Below are 23436 nucleotides of genomic sequence, written 5' to 3'. Positions count from 1 at the left end.
GATATGTAGTGATTTCAATTAATTTAAAACTAGTAAGAAATTAGAGTGATTGTAATTTTCTGAGCTGAGCTATGAACAATGGAATTACTTATAAGTAAATATCGTGGGAAGTTTCTGGCCAGCTTTTCGTAGCGGGCTACGATCCGTCGATTTTTCTTGAGCCAGTCGAACATCCTCTCGATGATGTTGTGCTGCTCATATTTGGTCTTGTCGAACAGACGAGGCAGCCCAGGCCGAGGCTTCGCTTCAATTTTCTGAGCGGGATCACATGCTGCATGCGGTATCGGTTGCAGCGTTGGCGCAGGGCCTCTCGTCGTAATTACGCCAGTCAAGAAAGCGTTAATAGACCATTGACCAATGGGCCAAAACGCTTAGGCATTTCGTGTCAGGGCGCGCCGGAGCAGAGCACCTAGAGTGAGCCGTTAAGCATGAGCCGGGTCTCGGCGAGGGGCCGTCGGCTATACCGTTGCTCGGAAAACAGATCTGCGATCACGACTCATGACTCGTCTGCAATTTCATAGCGCTTGGCCAACAGGAAATGTCCACCTTCGAGGGGTGAATACTCTACTAAATTCAGCGGCTTGCGCTTGTCTGAATGGTTTCATCCAATCTCGTACAGAGCTTAACGATGATCTACTAGCTGCGCTCGAGCGAGTCATTGGCGAGGCGCAACTTGTACATTCTGCATAAGTTAAATAAATATAATGGTTATTTATCTCTTGGACTTAATCTTTACAAGGTTCGAGTCTATAAAGATGTATGGGGCGCATACATGCAACGCCGCGAGGCGGCGAATTTATAGATAGCAATGCAGCATACGCAAAACAACTTCAATCGATACATTTACTCTGAGCGAATCCAATATTCATTAGCCGCCTCCGATCATCTTCGCTTGCACCAGCAGGGAGCCTTAATATGAGTTCATCAGGGCCAATGCTAAGGATTAGCTCAAATAAAAGCCGCAAATTCTCTTGAGACTCTTGACGCACACTTATACTAAAAACGTTGCCAGTAGAACGCGTAAGATAGTCTTTCTCCGCCGCCGCCGCCGCCGCCGCCGCCTCTAAATCATAATCACTATCTCTGAGTTTAACTAAAGCTGTGTCGGAAACCTCACTCTTTTGCAAGCCAACGAAAGCAGACGATAGATGATCTATGTTTGGCGCCCCAGTATCTCCGCGACGACCAATTGATTTTGCGCCAAAAGTCTCCAGCGTTTCACGTACTAATAGAGAGGTTGCCTCATATCTAACAAATGAAATAGCAGCGTGCCCCCAACGACTCAATTCCTTGCTGACCAGCCAATCCGGATTAGGGTCTGAAAGTAGTACCGCACTTGCATTTCGCCGAATAAGATCTAAACTTTTACTGTAAAGCTGATGACTCCACTTTTCATTCGCATCTGCAATAGACATCAAGCTAAGATTGCCAGCTTTATATAACGTAACTTTTTTTGCTAATGCTTTACGTGTCAAGACGCCAAACGGTAGAAGTAGGATAGTTTTTATACCCTGCTGCGCAAAAATATCTGCAATTTCCTCGCTAGCTTTTGTTGTATGAACTAAAGCCACGCTCACATCAATACTCAAGCTAGCTAGCTCTCTAGAAATGGCCCGCAGCGCGTTAAACTCGCGCTCGCTAGGGCTACGTGAAGGGAGAACTGTAATCCAATTATGGCAAAGCGTCTCTGTCCCCCCCGTAATGTAAAAAGGCGTAGAGCTTTTTAAAGTCAAAAACAGCCCACTTGAAACTATTTTGTAGCCCAAATTCTCTGCATCTTTACGCTCTTCATCTGTCGTCTTGACCGCATTTTTTCCCGCTCGAGAAGATGCTGATGGCTCTAGTACAAGTACATGAGAATTCACACCTTCAAGCTTTCGTTGAATCATCTTGGAGACTCTTCCCCAATCCAGCCCCCCATTTCCACAACCTAAAGCGGGCAAGGCTACTGTAACTGGTCCAACACTATCTAAATACAAGCGTAGGTCGTCTAAACCTGCGTCGATGTCCTCATAACGTGACGGCTCTCGCCAATCTCGCTTAGTAGGGAAGTTTATTATCCAAATCCCCTCCAATGACTTCCATATATGCAGCTTGCCGGGTTTTACTTGCCCTGCTTTGCAGGCGGCTTGGTAGTCTTTGAACATTTGTGGGTAGCGCTTTTTAAAAGCCAGTGCGACGCCCGCTCCCATTACTCCGACACAGTTTACCGTATTGACACGAATATCTACAGTCGCATCAAAAATATCACCACTAACAAATTCAATCATTTTTATCATCCACCCAATCTATATAGCCGCTAAACAGCGGGAGTATAACTGGTCGGCCTTATTTTGATCCCACCATTGCTCCACCAGCGATGTCGCATCAGCTTTTCCAATTGCAAAAAGCATTTTAAGTTCATTCTCATCGTCTACAATATCAATTATTTGCTGCTCGTCACGTTCCCTGCCCAACACATCACCCACAAGGTCATGGTAGCAGACCAATTTAAGTAGCGTTTTCGCCATGGAGAACTCAACACGTTTAACTTGCTCTGTAAGTAATTCTGCCATCATTGGCATAGCGCCAACGGGATGGTTGGGATCTACCTTTTGCAGCCCACCATTACTGACCCAGCGAGCTCGCGGCCCCTTACCTATGTCATGTAGATAAGCAGCGGTCTCTGTTAAATTTTTAGCCGCCATGTCCAATATTGCATATTCCGGGATGGTTAATAGCCGCTGCACAACATCTTTAGTATGGATATCTACAGTGTGCTTATGAATGCCGTTAGCTGACTTCAATCCAACCAGTTCAGCCGTGTGCGATGTGCATCCAAAATTTGCGCGAAGCCCAATTAATAGCGCGTCAAGATCATTGAATCTAGCACTGTTGGAAATGGCTTTGGTAGCTATGTGCTCACCTACATATTGACAGGCCTGATCATAAATGCCAGCGATCTCATCAGGGCCTTTCACGAGCGAACTATTATCTTTTAATTCCAGATTAGTATAATAGTGCCGGCGATGACGGCTTTCGAAGTCAATTACAGGAAAATTCGACCCATTGACTATTTTCTCTACTTGCTTCTTTGTATCAGCATTCCAAACAACGCAACGGCTAGCTGCGGTTATCGGAAGATGATGATGAACGAGTACCTCTGCCATGCGGCGATGACGATAGTCATCATCGATGTTGCCCCACTTTAAACTGTCTATTGCGGGCCAATCTAACTTATCAAGGTCAACAGGATTCGAATAGAATCTCGGAGGGATTGCTGTATTGGCTGAAGCGCTAGTAAAGACCGTGTCGGCACGCAAAACTAGATCAATAGGGAACTCGAAATATAAAATATCCCACTGATCTATATTTTTTGTATGCAGCACATTTAGCAGCATCGGGCTACATGAACCAAAATAAAGCGGTACATAATCATGTACACAACCGCCAGGCCCGCATGTGACTTGCATTTGCGAACGACGTCTTTGAATGCTCGACGCCGCTATTGACCGATGGCGGAGTGGAAACGCTGGATGATTAGTCGCCAAAAAGCCATTTTTTATCAGCCCTGGCAAATTATCAATATGTGAAAAATGGTATACAAATCGCCCCGAATGCTCAACTGGAATCGCCATCATCTTCCTTCCTTTGAATTGGCCTGTTCATCACCCAAAACTGTATATACACGGTTATAAAAACTGCATCGCCTTCGCGACATGGCAACTTTTTAAAACCAGTTGGCAGCCTATTAGCCAACATAAGCGTTGGGAGATCTATTAGCTTGAGAAACCAAGGATTGAGAAGCACTCATATGCATAGATACCTCGACCTGAGTTAAACGTCGATCTAATAATGCGCGAGTATTAGAGTTGCGCTCATGCGCACTACACTGACTAGGGTCGTAACTTAGAATCTTTTGCAATGACCGCTCCAATCATAGTTTGAGTTGTATTGCGACCGTCTACGCTCTGAGCAGTGAGCCTTACGATGCCAGTAACTTTATTAACCGTCACATCCAAACCCAATACTTTCGGATCTTCCTGCATGCTCGCAACCATTTTCGAGATTTGCACCATGCTAGCGGTAGATCTCGAGACTATTTTTTTCTGGCGCGTTTACGCTCCATAACCCAGATTTCGTAATATCACAATATTATTAACATCTCGTCAATCGAAATTTCAGTAACACTACAATTCGCTGAGGGCCTGTACATCCTCACGACTTCGCCTGAACGACTCGCGTACGGCTAAAATACCGGCAAGAACGACTGAGAATCTCCCGCCACCAGCATGCCAAAGTCACGTGGGGCTATAGTAGTATGGAAGCAGTATTCTCGATAGGACGCGTCGATGTACAAGCAGTTGGAGTATCAAACTCTTGGGAAGCGGGCCTGTTGACTGTTGCACGGCGTCAGTTGCAGTACCTGCGCGAGCTCAGTACTGACCAAAGTGAGGATGATAGTCGTAGGGCTGGAGCAGGCATGAGATCTACCTCAGGCGCTGTTTTGGTATTCCAGAGATTAGCCCCCTTGCCGCGGGAATACCACGTGGAATATCTGAAGGGTCAGAACTCGGCAGATCTCAAAAAACCTCAAAAGCGCTGAAAACCCCGGATTACTTGGCTTGCAGGCACAAAAAAAGACGTCCATGGACGCCTTCATTTGATAATTTGGTGGAGCCGGGGGGATTTGAACCCCCGTCCGCCAGTACTCCGCTGTCGGTACTACATGCTTAGCCGTGTCTATTGAGTTAATCCGCAGCCGCCCGACGGGCAGGGTGCTTTGGACGAGTTGGGTAAGTTTTAGTCGCTTTGCCCCCAACGTGCTACACGACGATCCTGTTCTGTATGACAATCACTTCGGGTTTACAGGCATCCCCTGGTGATTGCTGGAGCCGAAGCTACCAGGAGAGCGGGCTCAGCTGCTTACGCAGCGAGAGCGTAGCCCTCGTAGTTTTCGTCATTGGCAACTATAGAAAGTTGCAACAGTGGATTTACGAGTTCTGTTACCAACTCGGCATGCACCTAGAGTTTCGCTACCGGCGTCGAATCCTAATCGGCCCCACACTAGCTCTAAGCTAACGCACCTTACGGCACGTGAACCGGAGTATACGGCATTGCGCGGGCGGCGTCGACAGCTGAGCGCTCACCCGCGCGATGCATCAGGCGCCGCCGCTGCTCGAGCCGCTGCCTTTGTTGGTGTTTTGCAGCGTGGTCAGGGCTTTTTGAGTGATTGCAATGCACTCCTTGTCATTGCCTTTTGCCTGGGCAGCTTTGGCCTTGGTCACTTCATCATCGATTTGCGTTTTGAGGCCTTCCGAGGTGGCTCCGGCGGTGGCCATGGTGTCGTTGATTTCCTGCAGGTTCAGGGCGCACAGGTCTTTTTCGGCAGCGAAGGCCGGCGAAGCGAGCAGGGTAGCGGCCGCGAACAGGGCCGAAAGCGCGGTACCTTTCATGGGAGTCTCCTCTGTGGCCTCTGGTAGGTGGGCCTGTAAAAGTGGACTGTGCCGCTTGGCTGACAGTTCCGTTTTGATGGTGGCGGGATGGCATGAGGGTTTGTGGCGGGATGTTGCTGGAGAGCAGAGTGGGAAGGGGCCGCTTTGCGGCCCATCGCGGCCGGTCCGGCGCCCCGGCGAGGCCGCTCCCACAGGGGAAAAAGGGGGGGCGGCCTCGCTGGGGGGTTAGGCTACTGGGCAGGCGGTGGGGCGGGTGCCGTCTACGACTTCGTTGTAGGGCGCCTGGTCGCGGTCGCGTAGGCCGTAGTCGCGGATGACCGAGGTGACGCGCACGCGGTAGTCGTCGAAGATCTTGTCGCGGCCGGCGCGTTGGGCAGAGAGGTGGGCGGTGACATTGCGCCATTGCACCACGGCTTCTTCGTCGCGCCAGGTGGTCACCGACATCACTTTCTTGGGGTTGAGGGTGCTCTGGAAGCACTCTACCGAGATGAACCCTTCCATGGGCTTGAGCAGAGGGGTGAGCTTGTTGACCAGGTCAACGTAGGTTTCGCCCTGGCCGGGCAGTGCTTGCAACTCGAACAATACGACGATCATGGGGCGTGCCTCATCCTTGATGACTTTGTTGTTTTCATGCGGTGGTGGTGCAGCGGGTTACTTCAGGTTGGCGAGCCAGGCGCGCATCACGCGGGCGGCGGCCTGGGTCAGGCGCTCGCCGAGTTCGGCGGCGGCCGAGCGCAGGGCGATGGGGTCCAGGGCGGTCTGGCCCACTTCGTTGGCGTGGCCTACCAGCCACTGCTCGATGCGGGCGGGGTCGGCTTCCAGGTGGCATTGCAGACCCAGGATGCGGTTGTCCACGGCAAAGGCCTGGTGCGCGCAGATGTCGGTCTTGGCCAGCAGCACGGCGCCCTGGGGGATGTCGAACTGGTCGCCGTGCCAGTGCAGCACGGGTACGTCGCCCAGTTCGGCAAGCGGCGATTGCTGGCCTTCGGCGGTGAGGGTAAGCGGCGAGAAGCCGATTTCCTTGACGCCCATGGGGTAGACCTTGGCGTTCATGGCGCGGGCGATCAGTTGTGCACCCAGGCAGATGCCCAGCATGGGCTTGCCGGACTCGATGCGTTGGCGCACCAGCTCAAGTTCGGCCTTGAGGAAGGGGTAGGGCTTTTCGTCGTAGGCGCCAATGGGGCCGCCCAGCACGATCAGCAGGTCGGCCTGCATCACCTGTTCGACCTGGAGGGTTTCGACGGTGGGGTCGATGTAGGTGAGGCTGTAGCCGGCCTCACTCAGAACGGGGGCCAGGGTGCCGACGTCTTCGAAGTGGATGTGGCGCAGTGCGATGGCTGTTTTCATGTGCAAACCCGGTGATGAAAGAAGTGAGGGCGCGGTTTACGCCGTAGGGTTGAGGTCGACCTTGATCGTACCGGCCTTGGGGAAGGTGCAGCAGGCCAGGGCATGGCCGTCGCGCTTGTCCTGGTCGGTCAGGCAGAAGTCGGGTTCGACGGTGTACTCGCCTTCCGACACTTTCAGTCGGCAGTGGCCGCAGATGCCGGCGCGGCACAGGCTGCGCACGGCGATGCCGCTGGTTTCCAGCATCTCCAGCAGGCTCTTGCCCGCGGCGGGCTCCAGCACCTGGTCGTTGTGCTGAAGGTGCAGGCGCAAGGGGCTTTCGGCCTGGGCATCGTCTGGCGTGGCCGGGGCAGAGGCCGCTGGTGGGGTGAAAGATTCGATCAGCAGGGGACAGGTGGGGAACAGCGCCAGCAGGTGCTCGCGCATGCCTTGGGCGAAGCCATGGCTGCCACAGATCACCACGCTGTCCGGGTTGCCCAGTGCTTGCAGGTCCTGGGCTTGCGGGCGGCCGGCCTTGAAGTGGCCTTTGCCGTGCACCGCTTCGCGGGTGACGAACACCTGCAGGTCGAACCAGGGGCAGCTCAGTTCCAGTTGCAGCAATTCGTGCAGGAACGGGATGTCGGCAATGGACGGCACGCACAGCAGCAGGCTGACCTGGGGCACGTTCAAGCCGCGCAGGGCGCGCTCGTGCAGCCCGCGCAGCAGGGCGATCGGCAGGGTGATGCCGATGCCGCCGGCCAGCAGGCCGACGTGACGGCAGGCCTGGACCGAAGCCAGGGTGATGTCACCTGCGGCGAACTGCACGTCGAAACGCGAGCCGGGCTGGCAGGTGGCGTGCAGCTGGTCCGAGACCCCGCCACGGCCTTCGCGCTTGATCGCCAGCTCGAACTGGTCGTTGCCAAGCCTGCGGGTGATGGAGTACAGCCGTTGCTGACGGGCGCCGGACAGGTCCGTTGCCTGCAACGCCACGTGCCGGCCGGGCACGAGGTCTGCCAGAAAGGCGCTGGAGGCGTTGAGTACGCGCAGGCCAAATACCTTGATCTGCGCGGTCTCGCTGCTGACGTGCTCGCACACGGCTTCAAAGCCTGTCGGGGTACTCATGCGCTAGCCCTCTCGCGCAGCTGTTCGACAGCCTGTTCGGCGCTGTCCAGGCCATTGCCGGCCAGGCCGATGCGGTTGACCAGGGCTTCGAGGGAGTCGGTATAGACGCTGATCTCGTTGTTGTCGCCCACGTCGTGCAGGATCTCGTTGCCGTTGGGGAAGCCCAGCATGTCGAACACCCGCGACCAGGCGCCCATCTCGTTGTTGGCGAACATCTGCACGGTGCGCAGGATGATCGAGCGCAGGTACAGGCGTTCCTTGCGGGTCAGTCCGTTGACGATGTCGGTGGCGACGAAGCTGAACACGCTGGAGTGGCTCCACTCGTCCATGGCGTGGGTGCGGGTGACCTCGTGGCAGACCGACTGGATGGTGGTGTCTTCGGCCATGGTCTTGAGGTAGTCGGTGATCAGCGTTTCGCTGGCGCAGGCGATGCCAAAGCGGGTCAGGCGGCGTTCCCATTCGGCGGTGCAGTTGGCCAGCAGCGCTTCGCGCCAGGTCACCAGGTTGAAGGCGCTGAAGTCCAGGGGGGTAAGTTGGCGCATGTCGTAGATATAGTTGCAGGCCATGATCGACATGCGTGTATGCAGGGCTTCATCGAGCAGGGCTTGAGACATTACATCTTGCAGCAGTGCGCGGTTATGGCTGTGGGGCGGGGTCTTGATAATGTCTTCGCAGGCCGGCACCACCACATTGCATTCAATATAAATGGTCTTGAGGTTATAAATGCCCCAGGCGTAGGACATGCACTTGGACTGCAAGTCCTTGGGGGCTTCAAGCCAGGCCTGGTGGTTGCGAAACGGCAGCAGTGAATGGCTGAAGTCGTTCTTGTTGGCATCGAACGCCAGGCCCCAGTAATCGGGTTGTGGCTGGTTCACGGCAGCGCGGGTTTTCCACAGGGTTGAAAGTTTGGCGAGCATGCCTTTAACTGCATCATCGGTACCGCTATGGTTAACATCCATGTTAAAACTCCAGGCTATCGGTTGTCGTTGTTCAGTTTGATTACGCCGGCTCGCTGGCACGCACAGGTGCGGGCGGCGCCCTTCAAGTTTGCGGTACAAATGTGTCGTTATTATTGCTTCAGGTCATTTAAATGAAAGTTGCAGCGCAATGACTTTGCGCTGCCGCGCCATTACCCATTCCTGCAACAATGTCAGGGCCACGGTCAGGCCCATGAAGGCGGCACTGGCCCAGAAAATCGCGTTGGGGTGGCCCTGGTCCAGCAACCAGCCGAACCCGACTGGCCCGATGGCGCCGCCGATGTTGAAACCCGTGGACACGATGCCGAAGGTCTTGCCTTCAGCCCCTTTGGTGGCGGCAGCCCGTACCAGCATGTCCCGTGACGGGGCGATCACGCCAGTCAAAAAGCCCGCCAGGCCCAGCACGGCGAGCAAGAGCGGCTCGCTCAGGCCCGCCGTGGCCACCAGCAACATCAGCATGCACGCCACCCCAAAAGCGCTGGCCGCCACCACCCCGTGACGCTGGGTGCGGTCGGCCAGTGCACCGCCTGCCAGCACGCCGAATGCGCTGGCGAACAGGAAGGCGGTCAAGGCCGAGTTGGCCCAGTACAGCGCCACGCCCTGGCCTTGCATCAGGGCCGCGACGGAAAACTTTTCGATGGCGCCAGTGCTCAGGTTCAGCAGCACGAACAGCAGCGTCAGGCTGATGATCATCGGCGAGAGCAGCGCCACGCGTTGCGCCTGCACGGGCTTGGGTGCCGGAGCGGGCGGCGCGTCACTGACCTGGGCCAGTGCCGAGCCGGGTATCAATAGCAGGGCCAGTGCTGCAAAGCCCACCAGCGCTGCGGTCGCGAAGGCCATCGCCGGGCCGCTGGCCACCGCCACCCCCAGCAGCAACACCGGTGCCACCGCCGCGCCCAGAAAACCTGCAAAGGTGTGCACCGAGAACGCCTTGCCGATGTGCGCAGGGTTGATGTGTCGGGACAGCAGGGCGTAGTCGGCAGGGTGGTAGACGGCATTGGCCACCCCCGCCAGCGCCATGCCCACCAGCAGGCAGGTGTAGCCGGGCAGCAGGGCAATCAACAGGAAACTGCAACTGCCCAAGGCCAGGGCCATCAGCAGCAGGCGCCGGGCGCCATGGCGATCGACGGCAAACCCCATGGGGGCCTGCACCAGCGCGGTGACGATGTTGAACACGCTGAGGGCCAGGCCCAACGCCACATAATCCACGTTCAAAAAAGCAGGCAGCAGCGGAAAGAGCGCCGCCAGCACCATGATGTGCAGGTGGCTGACAAAGTGCGCTGCGGCGACTTGCGGCAACAGGCCGATACGTATCGTCATGGTGAAACCTGTAGGGGCATGAGCTGAGTCGGCGCAGAGCTTAATGAGGCTTTGGTCTTGTCGGGTAGTCCAATTAGTGGCAATAGGCCAGACCGCTTTGGCCCATCTTTCGCCCGTTCTGGCATGCCCAGGCCAGACGCCTGCTTGCCGGGCCAAGCCAGGTGGTCTGCAACAGCGCGGGCAACCGGTACGGTCGCAGGCGCCGCAGGCCGCTAGGGTAGTGCGGTTGTCGCCGGCGTTCAGACCAAGGAGTACACATGCCGCATTTCGCTTATAAAGAGGGCCACGCGCTGCCGGGCATCAGTGCCGCTGCGCTGCCGCAGGTGGACAGCGAGGTGTGGACCGCCATCGATGCCGAGCGGTTGCGCCAGGTGCAGTCCATCGAGCTGATCGCCGCCGAGAACGTGGTCAGCCGCGCCGTGCTCGAGGCCCAAGGGTCGGTGCTGACCAACAAGTACGCCGAGGGGTACCCGGGGCGACGCTATTACGCCAGCTGTGGCAATGTGGATGTGGTCGAGGACCTGGCCACCGAGCGGGCCCGGCTGCTGTTCGATTGCAGCTATGCCAACGTGCAACCTCACTCCGGCAACCAGGCCAACCAGGCGGTGTTCCTGGCGCTGCTGGAGCCGGAGGACAAGATCCTCGGCCTGGACCTGAAGTCGGGCGGGCACCTGTCCCACGGGGCGGCGTTCAACGTGTCCGGGCGTTGGTTCCAGGCGGTCAGCTACGGTGTGCACCCGCTGACGCACCTGGTCGACATGGACCAGGTGGCGCAGATTGCCCGTCGTGAGCGGCCACGGCTGATCATCGCCGGGGCGTCGGCGTATTCACGCGCGCTGGATTTCGCCCGTTTCCGCGCCATTGCCGACGAGGTGGGGGCGTATCTGATGGCCGACATCGCCCACGTCGCCGGGCTGGTCGCAGGCGGCGCCTATCCCTCGCCAGTGCCCCATGCCCACGTCACCACGCTGAGCACCCACGCGACCCTGCGCGGCCCGCGCGGGGGGATGATCCTGTGCAACGACCAGACCCTGGCGCGCAGGATCAACGCGGCGGTGTTCCCCGGCCTGCAGGGCGCTGCACTGATGCACACGGTCGCGGCCAAGGCGGTGGCGCTGGGCGAGGCGCTGCAACCGGGTTTTGGCCCCTACGCCCATGCGGTGGTGGCCAATGCGCGGGCCTTGTGCGGGCGGCTGGCCGAAGGTGGCTTGCTGGTGGTGTCGGGCGGCACGGACTGCCACCTGGGGGTGATCGACCTGCGCCCCTGGGGCCTTGCCGGCAACGCCGCCGAGGGTGCGCTGGAGGCGGTCGGCATCACCGTGAACCGTAACGTCGTGCCCGGTGACGAGGTCAAGTCCAGCGTCACCTCGGGCATTCGCCTGGGCAGTGCGGCCTGTACCTCCCGGGGCATGGGCGAGGATGAGTTCCGCGAGATCGGGGACATGATCCTGGCCATGCTCGGGGGCGTGCGCAGCGGTGCCATGGACAGCCGCACCGAGCGATCGATCCGCGAGGGCATCTTCGACCTGACCCGGCGTTTCAAGCTGCCTTACTGAACCCGGCGCTCAAAGCTTGAGGGCGTTGGCCAGGCGCAGCATGGCCGCTTCGATCTCATAGGCCGTGAGCGAGGAATACCCCAGCAGCCAGCCGTGGGTCTGCGGCTCGCCCAGGTACAGGCTGCTCAGGCCCGACAGCTGCACGCCGGCCGTGGCTGCCTGGCGAATGGTCTTTTCTTCGGACCAGCCTGGCTTGAGCAGGCAGGGGATCTGCAAGCCACCTGGCGGCAGGTGGGCGGTGACCACCGGGCTCAGGTACTTGGCGATGGCGTCGTGCATCACCGCCCGGCGCCCGGCGTACAACTTGCGCATGGCACGCACGTGGGCGTTGTAGTGCCCGTCCTCCATGAAGCGCGCCAGGGTCAGCTGCAAGGTCTGCGGGGTGTGGCCATCCATCATGCTGCGGGCATAGGCGAAGGGCTTGACCAGTTCGGGCGGCAGCACGATGTAGCCCATGCGCAGGCCAGGGTAGAGGGTCTTGCTGAAGGTGCCGATATACAGGGTGCGCTGGTAGCGGTCCAGGCCCTGCACGCAGGCGGTGGGCTGGCCGTCGTAGTGAAACTCGCTGTCGTAGTCGTCCTCGATGATCCACTTGGCTTTCTGCGCGGCCCAGTTGATCAGCTCCAGCCGGCGCTCCAGGGGCAGGGTCGCGCCGGTGGGGTACTGGTGCGAGGGGGTGACGTACACGCAATTGGCGCCGCTGCGGTCGGCGAACAGCAGGTCGGTGCGGATGCCCCGTTCGTCCACGTCGATGGGCAACACCTTGGTTTCGGCGATGGCGAACGCCTTGCGGGCGCCGTAGTAGCCGGGGTTTTCCAGCAGGATGGGTTTGCCGGCATCTACCAGCAATTGCGCGCACAGGTACAACGCCTGACGCGTACTGCTGAGCACCAGCACCTGGTCGGGGGTGCACGTGGCCCCGCGTTCGAGGTTCAGGTAGGTGGCGATGGCCTTGCGCAGGGGTTCGGCGCCTTGCGGGTCACCGTGCAGCAGGACGCTGGCGCGATAATCCTTGACCACCTGGCGCTGCAGCCGCTCCCAGACGTCGGTGGGGAAGCTGCGGGTTTCTGGCAGGCCGGTGGCGAAGGCCTTGATCACTTGCTGGTCACGCACGCCGCCTGTCTCGAAGATCATGCGCCCGCGCTGGCTGAGTTCGGCGCCGGGCGCGACCACGCTGCGCCGCACCTCCTGGGTCCGTTGCCGGCGTGGGCCGGCTCCGCGCAATTCGGCGCCCACCGTGTCGCACACGTAGCTGCCCGCGCCGCCGCGGCGCACGATGAAACCGTCCCGGTGCAGCTGCACGTAGGCGTTTTCGACGGTATCGCGGGCGCAGCCCAGGGACTTGGACAGCGCACGGGTGGAGGGCAGTTTCAGGCTCGGGCCCAGCGCGCCATCCAGGATCAACGCACGCAAGGCGCGCTGGATGCGCTGGTGCAGGTCCAGCAGCTGAAACTCGGCGTCGTTGAGCCGAATCTTCAGGGTGTCCAGCGCGAAGGTCTTCGCCATGTGGTCTGCTCTCTATCCATGAACTGGCAGGTAAGGGCAGGCCAGTTTATCCGTAGACTCCGGCCTTCGCCACCCAGGCCTGGCCTGGTATTCACCGCGTCGGCGCGTTCACGCACAGGAGCCCACCCACCATGGCACGGTCACACAATTTCAGCGCAGGCCCCACCGCAGTCCCTCTGGAAGTGCTCAACCAGGCGTACGACGAGTTCCACGATTTTGCCGGCACGGGCATGTCCATCATGGAGATGAGCCACCGCTCGCCCATCTTCCGCGCCATTGCCGAGCAGACCGAGGCCGACCTGCGCGAGCTGCTGGAGGTGCCGGCGCACTACCGCGTGCTGTTCGTGCAGGGCGGCGCTTCGTTGCAGTTCGCCCAGGTGCCCATGAACCTGGCCGGGGACAACGGCAGCGTGGACTACCTGCACACCGGGTTGTGGTCGGGCAAGGCGATCGAGGCGGCGCGCCAGTATGGCGAAGTGCGCGTGGTCGCCAGTGCCCAGGGCACCGGCTTTGACCGGGTGCCGGCGGTCGCGCACTGGCAGCTGAACCCCAAGGCGGCCTACCTGCACTACACCGAGAACGAAACCGTGCACGGCGTGCAGTTCACCGAAGCGCCCGCCAGCGAGGCGCCGCTGGTGTGCGATGCCTGTTCGAGCCTGCTGTCCAAGCCCATCGACATCGCACGCCATGGTCTGGTGTATGCCGCCGCCCAGAAGAACATGGGCGTGGCCGGGCTGACGGTGGTCATCATGGACCCGGCGCTGCTGGATCGCTGCCATGGGTTCACCCCGGACATCCTCAACTACGGGCGCATCAGCGATGCCCAGTCGATGCTCAACACGCCCGCCACCTTCCCCTGGTACCTGACCGGCCTGACGTTGCAGTGGATCAAGCGCAGCGGGGGCTTGCAGGTGCTGCACCAGCGCAACCAGACCAAAGCCAGCCTGCTGTACGAAACCCTCGACGGCAGCGACGGCTTCTACCGCAACCCGGTGCAGCCGGCCTATCGCTCGATCAACAACGTGCCGTTCCGGCTGGCCGATGAAGCACTTCAAGCGGTCTTCCTGCGCGAGGCCGAGGCGGCCGGGCTGCATGGCCTGAAGGGCCACGCCAGCGTCGGCGGCATTCGCGCCAGCCTGTACAACGCCATCTCCGTCGAAGCGGTGGCCGCCCTGTGCGAGTTCATGGGGGCGTTCGCCCGCAGGTACGGTTGAGCGCACTGAAAGTGGTCTGGTCCGCCCCGGTGAAGCGTCGGGGTAAAACCAGCCAATCTGCGGCTATAAATGACTGCCTACCGCAGCCGGATACAGCGTCTAGCAAGGAGCCAAGACCTATGTCATCTACTCGTACCCCCTCGCCCCTGCGCCTGCAGGACCTGCTGCACCCGGTGGTGGCCGGGCTCATTTCGGTGATCGTCAACTATGGCGGCACTTTCATTCTGGTGTTCCAGGCTGCCAAGGTTGCAGGGCTCAGCCCCGAGCTGACCGCCTCGTGGGTGTGGTCGGTGTCCATCGGCGTGGGCGTGACCGGGCTGCTGCTCAGCTGGGTCAGCCGCGAGCCGATCATCACGGCCTGGTCCACGCCGGCGGCGGCGTTCCTGATCGTGGCCCTGGCCACCACGCCCTACGCCGAGGCGGTGGGGGCGTACATGGTGTCGGCGGTGGCCTTCGTGCTGCTGGGCGTGTCGGGCTACTTCGAAAAAGCCGTGCGCCTGATTCCGCCGGGGGTAGCCGCGGGCCTGCTGGGCGGCATCCTGTTGCAGTTCGGTATCGGCGCCTTCGCCAGCATGAGCGTCGACCCCCTGCTGGTCGGGCTGCTGATCGGGGCGTACATCGTGTTCAAGCGCCTGAGCGCTCGCTACGCCGTGGTGGGCATCCTGGTGCTGGGGCTGGTGTACCTGGTGATGCAGGGCCGGGTCGATTTCGCTGGGCTGTCCCTGGCATTCGCCACGCCGGTATTCACCCGCCCCGAGTTCTCGCTCAACGCACTGCTGAGCGTGGCGCTGCCGCTGTTTCTGATCACCCTGACCGGCCAGTACATGCCCGGCATGCTGGTGTTGCGCAACGACGGGTTCCGCACCAGTGCCAACCCGATCCTCGGCATCACCGGGCTGGGCTCGCTGTTGATGGCGCCGTTCGGCTCCCACGCCTTCAACATCGCCGCCATCACCGCTGCCATCTGCACCGGCAAGGAAGCGTCCGAAGACCCGTCCAAGCGCTGGGTGGCCGGTGTGGCCGCCGGCATCTTCTACATCCTGGTGGGCATTTTCGGGGTGACGCTGGCGGCGGTGTTCATGGCCTTCCCGGCCACCTTCATCACCACCCTGGCGGGGCTGGCCCTGCTGGGCACCATCGGCGGCAGCCTGGCCAACGCCATGCTCGATGCAAAAGCGCGCGAGGCGTCGTTGATCACCTTCCTGGCCTGTGCGGCCAACATCACCCTGCTGGGCATCGGCGGTGCGTTCTGGGGGCTGGTGATCGGCCTTGTGGCCTACGCCGTGCTCAACGGTCGCCTGCCACGCCGGGCCAAGGCCGCCCAGGCAGAACCGGCAGCAGTGCCCACCAAAGGAGCGACGAATTGATGACCGAGTACGCCGAAGACCTCACCACCCTGCATGCGCGCCATGGCCGCTACCCGCAGGCCAACACCGTCGAGGATTTTCGCCGCAACCTGGCCGCCGTGCATGAGCGCATCGCCCGGGCCTGCGAGCGGGTCGGGCGAGACCCGGCCGAAGTGCGCCTGCTGCCGGTCAGCAAGACCTTCGACGAAGCCCACCTGCGCCTGGCCTATGCCGCCGGTTGCCGCCTGCTGGGCGAGAACAAGGTGCAGGAGGCCCAGCGCAAGTGGGAAGCCATGGCCGACTTGCACGACTTGCAGTGGTCGGTGATCGGTCACTTGCAGACCAACAAGGCCAAGCAGGTGGCGCGTTTTGCCAGTGAGTTCCAGGCGCTGGACAGCCTGCGCGTGGCCGAGGTGCTGGACCGCCGGCTGCGCATCGAAGGGCGGCAGATGGATGTGTTCGTCCAGGTCAACACCTCGGGCGAGGCCAGCAAGTATGGGCTGGTACCCGATGACGTGGCGGCGTTTCTACAGGCACTGCCAGCGTTCCCGGCGCTGCGTGTGCGCGGCCTGATGACCCTGGCGCTGTTTTCGGCCGACGCCGCGCGGGTACGCCCGTGCTTCGTGTTGCTGCGTGAGCTGCGCGACCAGCTGCGCGCCACTGCGCCTGAAGGGGTGTCGTTGCAGGAGCTGTCGATGGGCATGTCGGGTGATTTCGAAGTGGCCATCGAGGAGGGCGCCACGGTGGTGCGCGTCGGCCAGGCGATCTTCGGCGCCCGCGCCATGCCCGATGCCTACTACTGGCCCACCGCCGATGCCGCGCCGCACCCGGACGCTACTCCGTCGCTGGCCACCAGCCATTGACCACTCTGTACAGGAAACCTGCAATGTCTGCTGCTCCCGCTTACCTCATGCACACCTCAGCTCGCCAACCAGTTGCGTTCAGCCGGGGCCAGGGCGCCTTGTTGTGGGATTCGCACGGGGTCGAGTACCTCGATGCCATCGCCGGGGTGGCCGTGACCAGCCTGGGGCACGCCAACCCCGAGATCGCCTCGGCCCTGGCCGAACAGGCCGACGTGCTGCTGCACACCACCAACATGTTTCGTATCCCATGGCAGGAGCAGCTAGGCGAGCGCCTGTGCCGGCTCTCGGGCATGGAGCGGGCGTTCTTCTGCAACTCTGGCGCCGAGGCCAACGAGGCCGCGCTCAAGCTGGCGCGCTTGCACGCCACGGCCCGCAACGTCGCCCAACCCCAGGTGCTGGTGATGGAAAACAGCTTCCATGGGCGTACCCTGGCAACCCTGGCCGCCACCGGCAACCCGGCCGTTCACCGCGGTTTCGAGCCGCTGATGCCAGGCTTCATCCGCGTGCCCTACGATGACATCGAAGCGGTGCGCCAGGTGGCGGCCAATTCGCCCAACGTGGTGGCCGTGCTGGTCGAGCCCGTGCAGGGTGAGGGCGGTGTGCATCCGGCGTCGGCGGGCTATCTGCAAGCGTTGCGCCAGCTGTGCGACGCGCACGACTGGCTAATGATGATCGACGAGGTGCAGACCGGCATGGGCCGTACCGGCACCTGGTTCGGTTTCCAGCACGCCGGCATCGAGCCCGACGTCATCACCCTGGCCAAGGCCTTGGGCAATGGCTTCCCCATCGGCGCGTGCCTGGCCCGAGGCAAGGCCGCCGAGCTGTTTTCCCCCGGCCACCATGCCTCCACCTTCGGCGGCAACCCGCTGGCCTGCCGCGTGGGCTGCACGGTGGTGGACATCATGCAGCGCGATCAGCTGCCGCAGCGCGCTGGGGTGCTGGGCCAGCGTTTGCTGGCGGCCTTGCAGCTGGCGCTGGGCGGGCACCCTGAAGTGGTGTCGGTGCGCGGTCTGGGCCTGATGGTCGGCATCGAGCTCAACCGCCCCTGCGCCGAGCTGGTGGACCGGGCCCGGGACGAGCAACACCTGCTGATCACCGTCACCCGCGGTACCACCGTGCGCCTGCTGCCACCCCTGATCTGCTCCGAGGTGCAGATCGACGACATCGCTGCACGCCTCACCCGCTTGCTGTCACCCCAAGCCTGATTCAGAACAAGGACGCTTAACCCATGTACGACTCGACGCTGACCCTCAACGCCTTCGATCCAGAGCTGCACGCCTCGATTCGCAACGAAGTGAATCGCCAGGAAGACCACATCGAGCTGATCGCCTCGGAAAACTATGCCAGCCCCTTGGTGATGCAGATCCAGAGCACGGTGCTCACCAACAAGTACGCCGAAGGCTATCCCGGCAAGCGCTACTACAGTGGTTGCGAATACGTGGACGTGGCCGAAAGCCTGGCCATCGAGCGGGTCAAGGCCCTGTTCAACTGCGACTACGCCAACGTGCAGCCCCACGCCGGCGCCCAGGCCAACGCGGCGGTGTTTTTGGCGCTGATCCAGCCAGGCGACACCGTGATGGGCATGAACCTGGCCCAGGGCGGGCACCTGACCCACGGCAACCCGGCCAACTTCTCGGGCCGCCACTACAAGATCGTGCCCTACGGCCTGGACCCTGAAACGGGTTTTCTCGACTATGACGAGATGGAGCGCATCGCGCTGGAAACCCGCCCGAAGATGCTCATCGGTGGGTTCTCGGCCTACTCGCGCTACAAGGACTGGGCACGCATGCGCAGCATCGCCGACAAGGTCGGGGCGATCTTCTGGGTGGACATGGCCCACGTGGCCGGGCTGGTTGCCGCAGGCGAATACCCAGACCCGCTGCCCCACGCCCATGTGGTCACCAGCACCACCCACAAGACCCTGCGCGGCCCGCGCGGCGGCCTGATCCTGTCCAAGGGGCAGGACGAAAGTTTCTACAAGAAGCTCGACTCGGCGGTATTCCCGGGTGTCCAGGGTGGCCCACTGATGCACCAGATCGCGGCCAAGGCCGTGGCCTTCAAGGAAGCGCTGTCGCCGGCATTTCGCAGTTACCAGACCCAGGTGGTGACCAATGCCCGGGCCATGGCCAAAGTGTTGCAGGCGCGCGGGTACAAGATCGTGTCGGACGGGACCGACAACCACATGATGCTGATCGACCTGTCGGCCAAGCCCTACACGGGTAAGGAAGCCGATGCGGCCTTGAGCAGCGCCTATATCACGGCCAACAAGAACTCGGTGCCCAACGACCCGCGTTCGCCGTTCGTGACCTCGGGGCTGCGCATCGGTACACCGGCGGTGACCACGCGAGGGTTCGATGTAGAGGCGTGCGAGCAGGTGGCGGGGTGGCTGTGTGATGTGCTCGATGCCCTGGAAACCGGGCGCAGTGACGAGGTGGGGCACCATGTGCGTGAGCAGGTGGTTGCGCTGTGCCGTCGTTATCCGGTTTATGGTTGAGAGGATGGGGGCCTGGCACCGGCGGTGTCGGGGTGTTTGAGGCAGGTTTTTTGACCTGTGTGAAAGGGCTGCCTGGCAGCCCTTTTTTGTTGCTGGGTTTGCTGTGCCGTCGAGTCCGGGATGAAGACCGCCGGGGCCGCTGTGCGGCCCATCGCGGCACAAGGCCGCTCCCACAGGGATTTGCGTATTCGAAAGCTACCGGGATCTACTGTGGGAGCGGCCTCGTGCCGCGATGGGCCGCATAGCGGCCCCAACTACCGCGCCCGAGTGACCCGATCCACCAGATACACCAACCCGTGATAATCGATGCCACTGTGGGTCGACAAGCCAATTTCACAGGTGCGGCTGGTGGAGATGCCTTCACCGCAGTACTGCACCGCATCCTTCAGGCTGCGCAAGGCATGGGCATTGAGCTCAGGGGTGGTGAAGCCCTTGTCGCCGGCAAACCCGCAGCAATGAATCCCTTCAGGTATCACCACCTGCGTGCTGCACCGCCGCGCCAGGTCGATCAGCGCCTGGCTTTCGCCCAGGTGCTGCGTACTGCAGGTCACATGCACGGCGACCGGTTCATCCTGCGGAGTGAAGGTGAGCCGATCGACCAGGTGCGTACGGATGAAACGCACCGGGTCGTACAGGTCCAAACGGGTATCCCCCAGGTCCTGGACCAGGCGCAGGGTGCAGGGGCTGGTGTCGCAATAGATCGGGTCCAGGCCGCCCCGGCTGGCGTGCAGCAGGGCATTGATCAGCTCCTGGCGCTTGTGTTCAGCCTGCTCAGGGTAGCCTTTGGAGGCGAAGGGCTGGCCGCAGCACAGGCTTTCGGCATTGTCAGGAAAGACCACCTGATACCCTGCCTTCTCCAGCAGGCTGCGGGTCTTGTCCAGCAACGAGCTCTGCTCGCGATCGGCATACGCCGGGCCCATGACCTTGGACACGCAGGCAGCCAGATAAACCACGCGAGGGCGCGGGTCGTTGCTCGCCTCACCCACGCGCACAGGGCGCACAGGCTGGGGCATGGCCGGGGTCCAGCGGGGCATGCGCCCTTTGCTGGTCTTGCTCAGGGCGGCGCTCAAGCGGTTCAGGCGCGGCGCGCCCAGCAGCTTGCGGGCGGTATTGGCGGCGGTCAGGGACAGGCGCGCGCCGCCCATGGCCGTCTTGAAGTGTTCGGCCAACCAGTCGGCGGCCTTGCCATGTTCGGCCGCCTGGGCGCGCAGCTTCTTGACCAGCTCGCCGGTGTTGATGCCCACCGGGCAGCGCTGGGCACACAGCCCCGTGGCGGCGCAGGTATCCATGCCCTGGTACTGGAAGGTGTCGCGCAGCGCGCGGGTGTCCTGGCCGTCGCGCTCCCTGGCTTGGATATCCCGCCACATGACGATGCGCTGGCGCGGGCTGAGGGTCAGCCCCTTTGACGGGCACACCGGTTCGCAGAACCCGCATTCGATGCATTTGTCGACGATCGCGTCGGCAGCCGGCAGCGGCTTGAGGTGCTTGAGGTGGATGGCCGGGTCTTCGCTGAGCACCACATCGGGGTTGAGAATGCCGTTGGGGTCGAGCAGGCGCTTGAGCTGCCACATCAGCTGGTAAGCATCCTGGCCCCATTCGAGCGCCACGAAGGGTGCCATGTTGCGGCCGGTGCCGTGCTCGGCCTTGAGCGAGCCGCCAAACTCCACGGCCACCAGCTGCGCCACGTCGTCCATGAAGGCCTGGTAGCGCGCCACTTCCTCGGCGCTGTTGAAACCCTGGGTGAAGACGAAGTGCAGGTTGCCTTCCAGCGCATGGCCGAAAATGATTGCCTCGTCGTAGCGGTGCTGGTCGAACAGCTGGATCAGCCGGTTGACGCCTTCGGCCAGTTGCTCGACGGGGAAGGTGACGTCTTCGATGATGACCGTGGTGCCGGTCTGGCGCACGGCGCCCACGGCGGGGAAGGTGTCCTTGCGGATCTTCCACAGCTGGTTGTACACCACCGGGTCTTCGCTGAAATCCACTTGCTGTTCCAGGGGGAACTCGGCAATCGAGGCCATCACCTGGTGCACTTGCTCGTGCAGCAGGGTCTGGCTGGCGGCGCGGGATTCGATCAACAGGGCGCAGGCGTTGGCCGACAGGCCCTTGACCCACACCGGCATGCCGGCCATGTCCTGCACCGAGCGCAGGCTGCGCCGGTCCAGCAACTCCACGGCCGATACGGGCTGGCGCTTGAGGATCGGCACGGCGCGGCAGCAGCTTTCGACACTGGGGAACACCAGCAGGGCGCTGGCCTTGTGCGGGTGGTCGGGCACGGTGTCGTAGGTCACCGCGCTGATGAAGCCCAGGGTGCCCTCGGAGCCGACCAGCAGGTGCTGCAGGATGTCGAGCGGCTGGTCAAAATCCACCAGGGCATTGAGCGACAGGCCGGTGGTGTTCTTGAGCCGGTACTTGTGCCGGATGCGCTCGGCCAGGGCCGTATTGGCGCGGGTCTCCCGGCCCAGGCGGGCGAGGGCGTCGAGCAAGGGGGCGTGGCTGTTCTGGAAGGCCGCGACGCTGGCCGGGTCCTCGCTGTCCAGGCAGGTGCCGTCGGCCAGCACCAGGCGCAGGCCGGCCAGGGTGTGGTAGGTGTTCTGCGCCGTGCCGCAGCACATGCCGCTGGCGTTGTTGGCGACGATGCCGCCAATCTTGCAGGCATTGATCGAGGCAGGGTCGGGGCCGATCTTGCGCCCGAACGGCGCCAGCCAGGCGTTGGCCTGGGCGCCGATGACACCCGGCTGCAGCCTGATCTGTTCGCCCTGGCCGCGCACCTCGCGCCCGTTCCAGTTATCGCCCAGCACGATCAGGACCGAATCGCTGATGGCCTGGCCGGACAAGCTGGTGCCGGCGGCGCGGAAGGTGATGGGCACCCGCTCGCGCTGGGCCAGCTTGATCAGCCCGACCACCTCGTCCTCGGACTCCACCCGCACCACCAGCTTGGGGATCAGGCGATAGAAGCTGGCATCGGTGCCGAAGGCCAGGGTAGAGGTCGGGTCGTCGAAGCGACGCTCGGCAGGTATCAGGCGCTCGGCATCGCGCAGAAACGCAGCAGGCAGGCTCATGCAGTCTCCTCGCGGGGCCGCGGCGTCTGGTGCGGCGCGTGCCCCGGTAATCAGGCGGTGTTTCAGGCAGGCGCTCAGGCGCCGAATTCGCGTACCAGCGAGTCGCGGGTGATCTCGCCGATGGACTTGGTGCCGGTCAGCACCATGGCCACGCGCATTTCTTTCTCGAACAGCTCCAGCAGGTTCTTCACCCCGGCCTGGCCATGAACGGCCAGGGCATACAGGAAGGCCCGGCCGATCAGCACGGTGTCGGCGCCCAGGGCGATCATGCGCACCACGTCCAGGCCGCTGCGAATGCCCGAGTCGGCCAGGATCTTCAGGTCGCCCTTCACCGCGTCGGCAATCGCCGGCAAGGCGCGGGCGCTGGACAGCACGCCGTCGAGCTGGCGGCCACCGTGGTTGGACACGACGATACCGTCGGCGCCGAACTTGACCGCATCGCGGGCATCGTCGGCATCGAGGATGCCCTTGATGATCATCGGGCCGTCCCAGAATTCGCGGATCCACTCCAGGTCGCGCCAGGAAATGGACGGGTCGAAATTGTTGGCCAGCCAGCCGATGTAGTCGGCCAGGCCCGTAGGGTTGCCCCGGTAGGTGGAGATGTTGCCCAGATCGTGCGGGCGGCCCATGACGCCCACGTCCCATGCCCACTGCGGGTGGGTCATGGCTTGCAGCATACGCCGCAGCGGGCCGTTCTTGCCGCTCATGCCCGAGTGGGCATCGCGGTAGCGGGCGCCGGGGGTGGGCATGTCGACGGTGAACACCAGGGTGCGAACGCCGGCAGCCTTGGCGCGCTCCAGGGCATTGCGCATGAACCCGCGGTCCTTGAGCACGTACAGCTGGAACCACATCGGCCGGTCGATGGCCGGGGCCACTTCTTCGATGGGGCAGACCGAAACGGTGGACATGGTGAACGGGATGCCGTGGGCAGCAGCCGCACGCGCCGCCTGCACTTCGCCACGGCGGGCGTACATGCCGGTCAGGCCGACCGGGGCCAGGGCCACAGGCATGCTCAGGGTTTCACCGAACAGCTCGGTCTGCAGGCTGAGTTCGGACATGTTCTTCAGCACGCGCTGGCGCAGGGCGATGCTGGCCAGGTCCGAAACGTTATGGCGCAGGGTGTGCTCGGCGTAGGCGCCGCCATCGGCATAGTGGAACAGGAAGGGCGGCAACTTGCGTTGGGCGGCGGCGCGGTAATCGGTAGAGGCAGAAATGATCATG

17 protein-coding genes, 1 other RNA gene and 1 pseudogene are annotated in these 23436 nt (G+C 61.7%); 6 read left to right on the top strand and 13 right to left on the bottom strand.

The features are described from left to right. Nucleotides 1-29: 29 nt before the first annotated feature. From CRP40_RS19980 to CRP40_RS19930, 10 genes and pseudogenes are all read right to left on the bottom strand, one after another. A pseudogene (locus tag CRP40_RS19980) lies at nucleotides 30-493 on the bottom strand (transposase). 337 nt (nucleotides 494-830) lie between these two features. Continuing rightward, nucleotides 831-2270: a macro domain-containing protein gene (locus tag CRP40_RS19975; RefSeq protein ID WP_158545154.1), complete on the bottom strand. Its 1440-nt coding sequence runs from the start codon at nucleotides 2268-2270 to the stop codon at nucleotides 831-833. Between the two features lie 18 nt (nucleotides 2271-2288). Then, on the bottom strand, nucleotides 2289-3620 hold the full coding sequence (locus tag CRP40_RS19970; protein ID WP_081728212.1) for a DarT ssDNA thymidine ADP-ribosyltransferase family protein: 1332 nt from the start codon (nucleotides 3618-3620) through the stop codon (nucleotides 2289-2291). Nucleotides 3621-4651: 1031 nt separating this feature from the next. Beyond that, nucleotides 4652-5043, bottom strand: a transfer-messenger RNA (tmRNA) gene (ssrA, locus tag CRP40_RS19960). 98 nt (nucleotides 5044-5141) lie between these two features. Further along, nucleotides 5142-5435: a hypothetical protein gene (locus tag CRP40_RS19955; protein ID WP_027915439.1), complete on the bottom strand. Its 294-nt coding sequence runs from the start codon at nucleotides 5433-5435 to the stop codon at nucleotides 5142-5144. A gap of 225 nt (nucleotides 5436-5660) precedes the next feature. Continuing rightward, nucleotides 5661-6029, bottom strand: a complete 369-nt coding sequence (locus tag CRP40_RS19950) for an antibiotic biosynthesis monooxygenase (protein ID WP_027915438.1) — start codon at nucleotides 6027-6029, stop codon at nucleotides 5661-5663. 57 nt (nucleotides 6030-6086) lie between these two features. After that, on the bottom strand, nucleotides 6087-6782 hold the full coding sequence (locus CRP40_RS19945) for a glutamine amidotransferase (protein WP_027915437.1): 696 nt from the start codon (nucleotides 6780-6782) through the stop codon (nucleotides 6087-6089). A 36-nt stretch (nucleotides 6783-6818) separates the two neighbouring features. After that, nucleotides 6819-7880 (bottom strand): iron-sulfur cluster-binding domain-containing protein, encoded by a 1062-nt coding sequence (locus CRP40_RS19940; RefSeq protein WP_027915436.1) that lies wholly within the window; start codon nucleotides 7878-7880, stop codon nucleotides 6819-6821. Then, on the bottom strand, nucleotides 7877-8839 hold the full coding sequence (locus tag CRP40_RS19935) for a diiron oxygenase (RefSeq protein WP_027915435.1): 963 nt from the start codon (nucleotides 8837-8839) through the stop codon (nucleotides 7877-7879). The genes CRP40_RS19940 and CRP40_RS19935 overlap by 4 nt, the downstream gene beginning before the upstream one ends. Before the next feature lie 123 nt (nucleotides 8840-8962). Further along, nucleotides 8963-10177, bottom strand: a complete 1215-nt coding sequence (locus CRP40_RS19930; RefSeq protein WP_027915434.1) for an MFS transporter — start codon at nucleotides 10175-10177, stop codon at nucleotides 8963-8965. Nucleotides 10178-10434: 257 nt separating this feature from the next. Here CRP40_RS19930 and CRP40_RS19925 point away from each other — a divergent pair, with 257 nt between their 5' ends. Continuing rightward, on the top strand, nucleotides 10435-11733 hold the full coding sequence (locus tag CRP40_RS19925) for a serine hydroxymethyltransferase (protein ID WP_027915433.1): 1299 nt from the start codon (nucleotides 10435-10437) through the stop codon (nucleotides 11731-11733). Nucleotides 11734-11742: 9 nt separating this feature from the next. Here the strand turns inward: CRP40_RS19925 and CRP40_RS19920 are convergent, their stop codons facing one another. After that, the gene (locus CRP40_RS19920; protein WP_023533154.1) at nucleotides 11743-13239 is read right to left on the bottom strand and encodes a PLP-dependent aminotransferase family protein; all 1497 of its coding nucleotides are present in this window, start codon (nucleotides 13237-13239) and stop codon (nucleotides 11743-11745) included. Between the two features lie 131 nt (nucleotides 13240-13370). Between CRP40_RS19920 and serC the strand changes: the two genes are divergently transcribed. The 5 genes from serC to glyA all read left to right on the top strand — a co-directional run bounded on the left by serC (nucleotide 13371) and on the right by glyA (nucleotide 19156). Continuing rightward, nucleotides 13371-14453, top strand: a complete 1083-nt coding sequence (gene serC, locus CRP40_RS19915) for a 3-phosphoserine/phosphohydroxythreonine transaminase (protein WP_027915432.1) — start codon at nucleotides 13371-13373, stop codon at nucleotides 14451-14453. 119 nt (nucleotides 14454-14572) lie between these two features. Beyond that, nucleotides 14573-15820, top strand: coding sequence for a benzoate/H(+) symporter BenE family transporter (locus tag CRP40_RS19910; RefSeq protein ID WP_027915431.1), 1248 nt, complete (start codon nucleotides 14573-14575; stop codon nucleotides 15818-15820). After that, entirely contained in the window at nucleotides 15820-16662 is an 843-nt protein-coding gene (locus tag CRP40_RS19905; protein WP_023533166.1) for a YggS family pyridoxal phosphate-dependent enzyme, read from the top strand. Before CRP40_RS19910 ends, CRP40_RS19905 begins: the two co-directional genes overlap by 1 nt. Nucleotides 16663-16685: 23 nt before the next feature. After that, nucleotides 16686-17867 (top strand): aspartate aminotransferase family protein, encoded by a 1182-nt coding sequence (locus CRP40_RS19900; RefSeq protein ID WP_027915430.1) that lies wholly within the window; start codon nucleotides 16686-16688, stop codon nucleotides 17865-17867. A 23-nt stretch (nucleotides 17868-17890) separates the two neighbouring features. Continuing rightward, nucleotides 17891-19156: a serine hydroxymethyltransferase gene (gene glyA / locus CRP40_RS19895; RefSeq protein WP_027915429.1), complete on the top strand. Its 1266-nt coding sequence runs from the start codon at nucleotides 17891-17893 to the stop codon at nucleotides 19154-19156. 254 nt (nucleotides 19157-19410) lie between these two features. Here the strand turns inward: glyA and CRP40_RS19890 are convergent, their stop codons facing one another. Further along, on the bottom strand, nucleotides 19411-22215 hold the full coding sequence (locus CRP40_RS19890) for an FAD-binding and (Fe-S)-binding domain-containing protein (RefSeq protein ID WP_027915428.1): 2805 nt from the start codon (nucleotides 22213-22215) through the stop codon (nucleotides 19411-19413). Nucleotides 22216-22289: 74 nt separating this feature from the next. Beyond that, nucleotides 22290-23435, bottom strand: coding sequence for an FMN-dependent L-lactate dehydrogenase LldD (gene lldD / locus CRP40_RS19885; RefSeq protein WP_027915427.1), 1146 nt, complete (start codon nucleotides 23433-23435; stop codon nucleotides 22290-22292). Nucleotide 23436 lies beyond the last annotated feature (1 nt).

It is taken from the genome of Pseudomonas sp. URMO17WK12:I9 (genome assembly GCF_900230165.1).
In the GTDB taxonomy this organism is placed as follows: Bacteria; Pseudomonadota; Gammaproteobacteria; order Pseudomonadales; family Pseudomonadaceae; genus Aquipseudomonas; species Aquipseudomonas fulva.
The sequence above is the reverse complement of the archived record's forward strand: the minus strand, read 5'-3'. Positions and strand labels throughout refer to the sequence as shown.

What these genes read in the sequence shown, in the direction of transcription:
- CRP40_RS19975 (WP_158545154.1), bottom strand. Translation starts at nt 2,270, where the DNA reads ATGATTGAATTTGTTAGTGGTGATATTTTTGATGCGACTGTAGATATT.
- CRP40_RS19970 (WP_081728212.1), bottom strand. Translation starts at nt 3,620, where the DNA reads ATGATGGCGATTCCAGTTGAGCATTCGGGGCGATTTGTATACCATTTT.
- CRP40_RS19955 (WP_027915439.1), bottom strand. Translation starts at nt 5,435, where the DNA reads ATGAAAGGTACCGCGCTTTCGGCCCTGTTCGCGGCCGCTACCCTGCTC.
- CRP40_RS19950 (WP_027915438.1), bottom strand. Translation starts at nt 6,029, where the DNA reads ATGATCGTCGTATTGTTCGAGTTGCAAGCACTGCCCGGCCAGGGCGAA.
- CRP40_RS19945 (WP_027915437.1), bottom strand. Translation starts at nt 6,782, where the DNA reads ATGAAAACAGCCATCGCACTGCGCCACATCCACTTCGAAGACGTCGGC.
- CRP40_RS19940 (WP_027915436.1), bottom strand. Translation starts at nt 7,880, where the DNA reads ATGAGTACCCCGACAGGCTTTGAAGCCGTGTGCGAGCACGTCAGCAGC.
- CRP40_RS19935 (WP_027915435.1), bottom strand. Translation starts at nt 8,839, where the DNA reads ATGGATGTTAACCATAGCGGTACCGATGATGCAGTTAAAGGCATGCTC.
- CRP40_RS19930 (WP_027915434.1), bottom strand. Translation starts at nt 10,177, where the DNA reads ATGACGATACGTATCGGCCTGTTGCCGCAAGTCGCCGCAGCGCACTTT.
- CRP40_RS19925 (WP_027915433.1), top strand. Translation starts at nt 10,435, where the DNA reads ATGCCGCATTTCGCTTATAAAGAGGGCCACGCGCTGCCGGGCATCAGT.
- CRP40_RS19920 (WP_023533154.1), bottom strand. Translation starts at nt 13,239, where the DNA reads ATGGCGAAGACCTTCGCGCTGGACACCCTGAAGATTCGGCTCAACGAC.
- serC (WP_027915432.1), top strand. Translation starts at nt 13,371, where the DNA reads ATGGCACGGTCACACAATTTCAGCGCAGGCCCCACCGCAGTCCCTCTG.
- CRP40_RS19910 (WP_027915431.1), top strand. Translation starts at nt 14,573, where the DNA reads ATGTCATCTACTCGTACCCCCTCGCCCCTGCGCCTGCAGGACCTGCTG.
- CRP40_RS19905 (WP_023533166.1), top strand. Translation starts at nt 15,820, where the DNA reads ATGACCGAGTACGCCGAAGACCTCACCACCCTGCATGCGCGCCATGGC.
- CRP40_RS19900 (WP_027915430.1), top strand. Translation starts at nt 16,686, where the DNA reads ATGTCTGCTGCTCCCGCTTACCTCATGCACACCTCAGCTCGCCAACCA.
- glyA (WP_027915429.1), top strand. Translation starts at nt 17,891, where the DNA reads ATGTACGACTCGACGCTGACCCTCAACGCCTTCGATCCAGAGCTGCAC.
- CRP40_RS19890 (WP_027915428.1), bottom strand. Translation starts at nt 22,215, where the DNA reads ATGAGCCTGCCTGCTGCGTTTCTGCGCGATGCCGAGCGCCTGATACCT.
- lldD (WP_027915427.1), bottom strand. Translation starts at nt 23,435, where the DNA reads ATGATCATTTCTGCCTCTACCGATTACCGCGCCGCCGCCCAACGCAAG.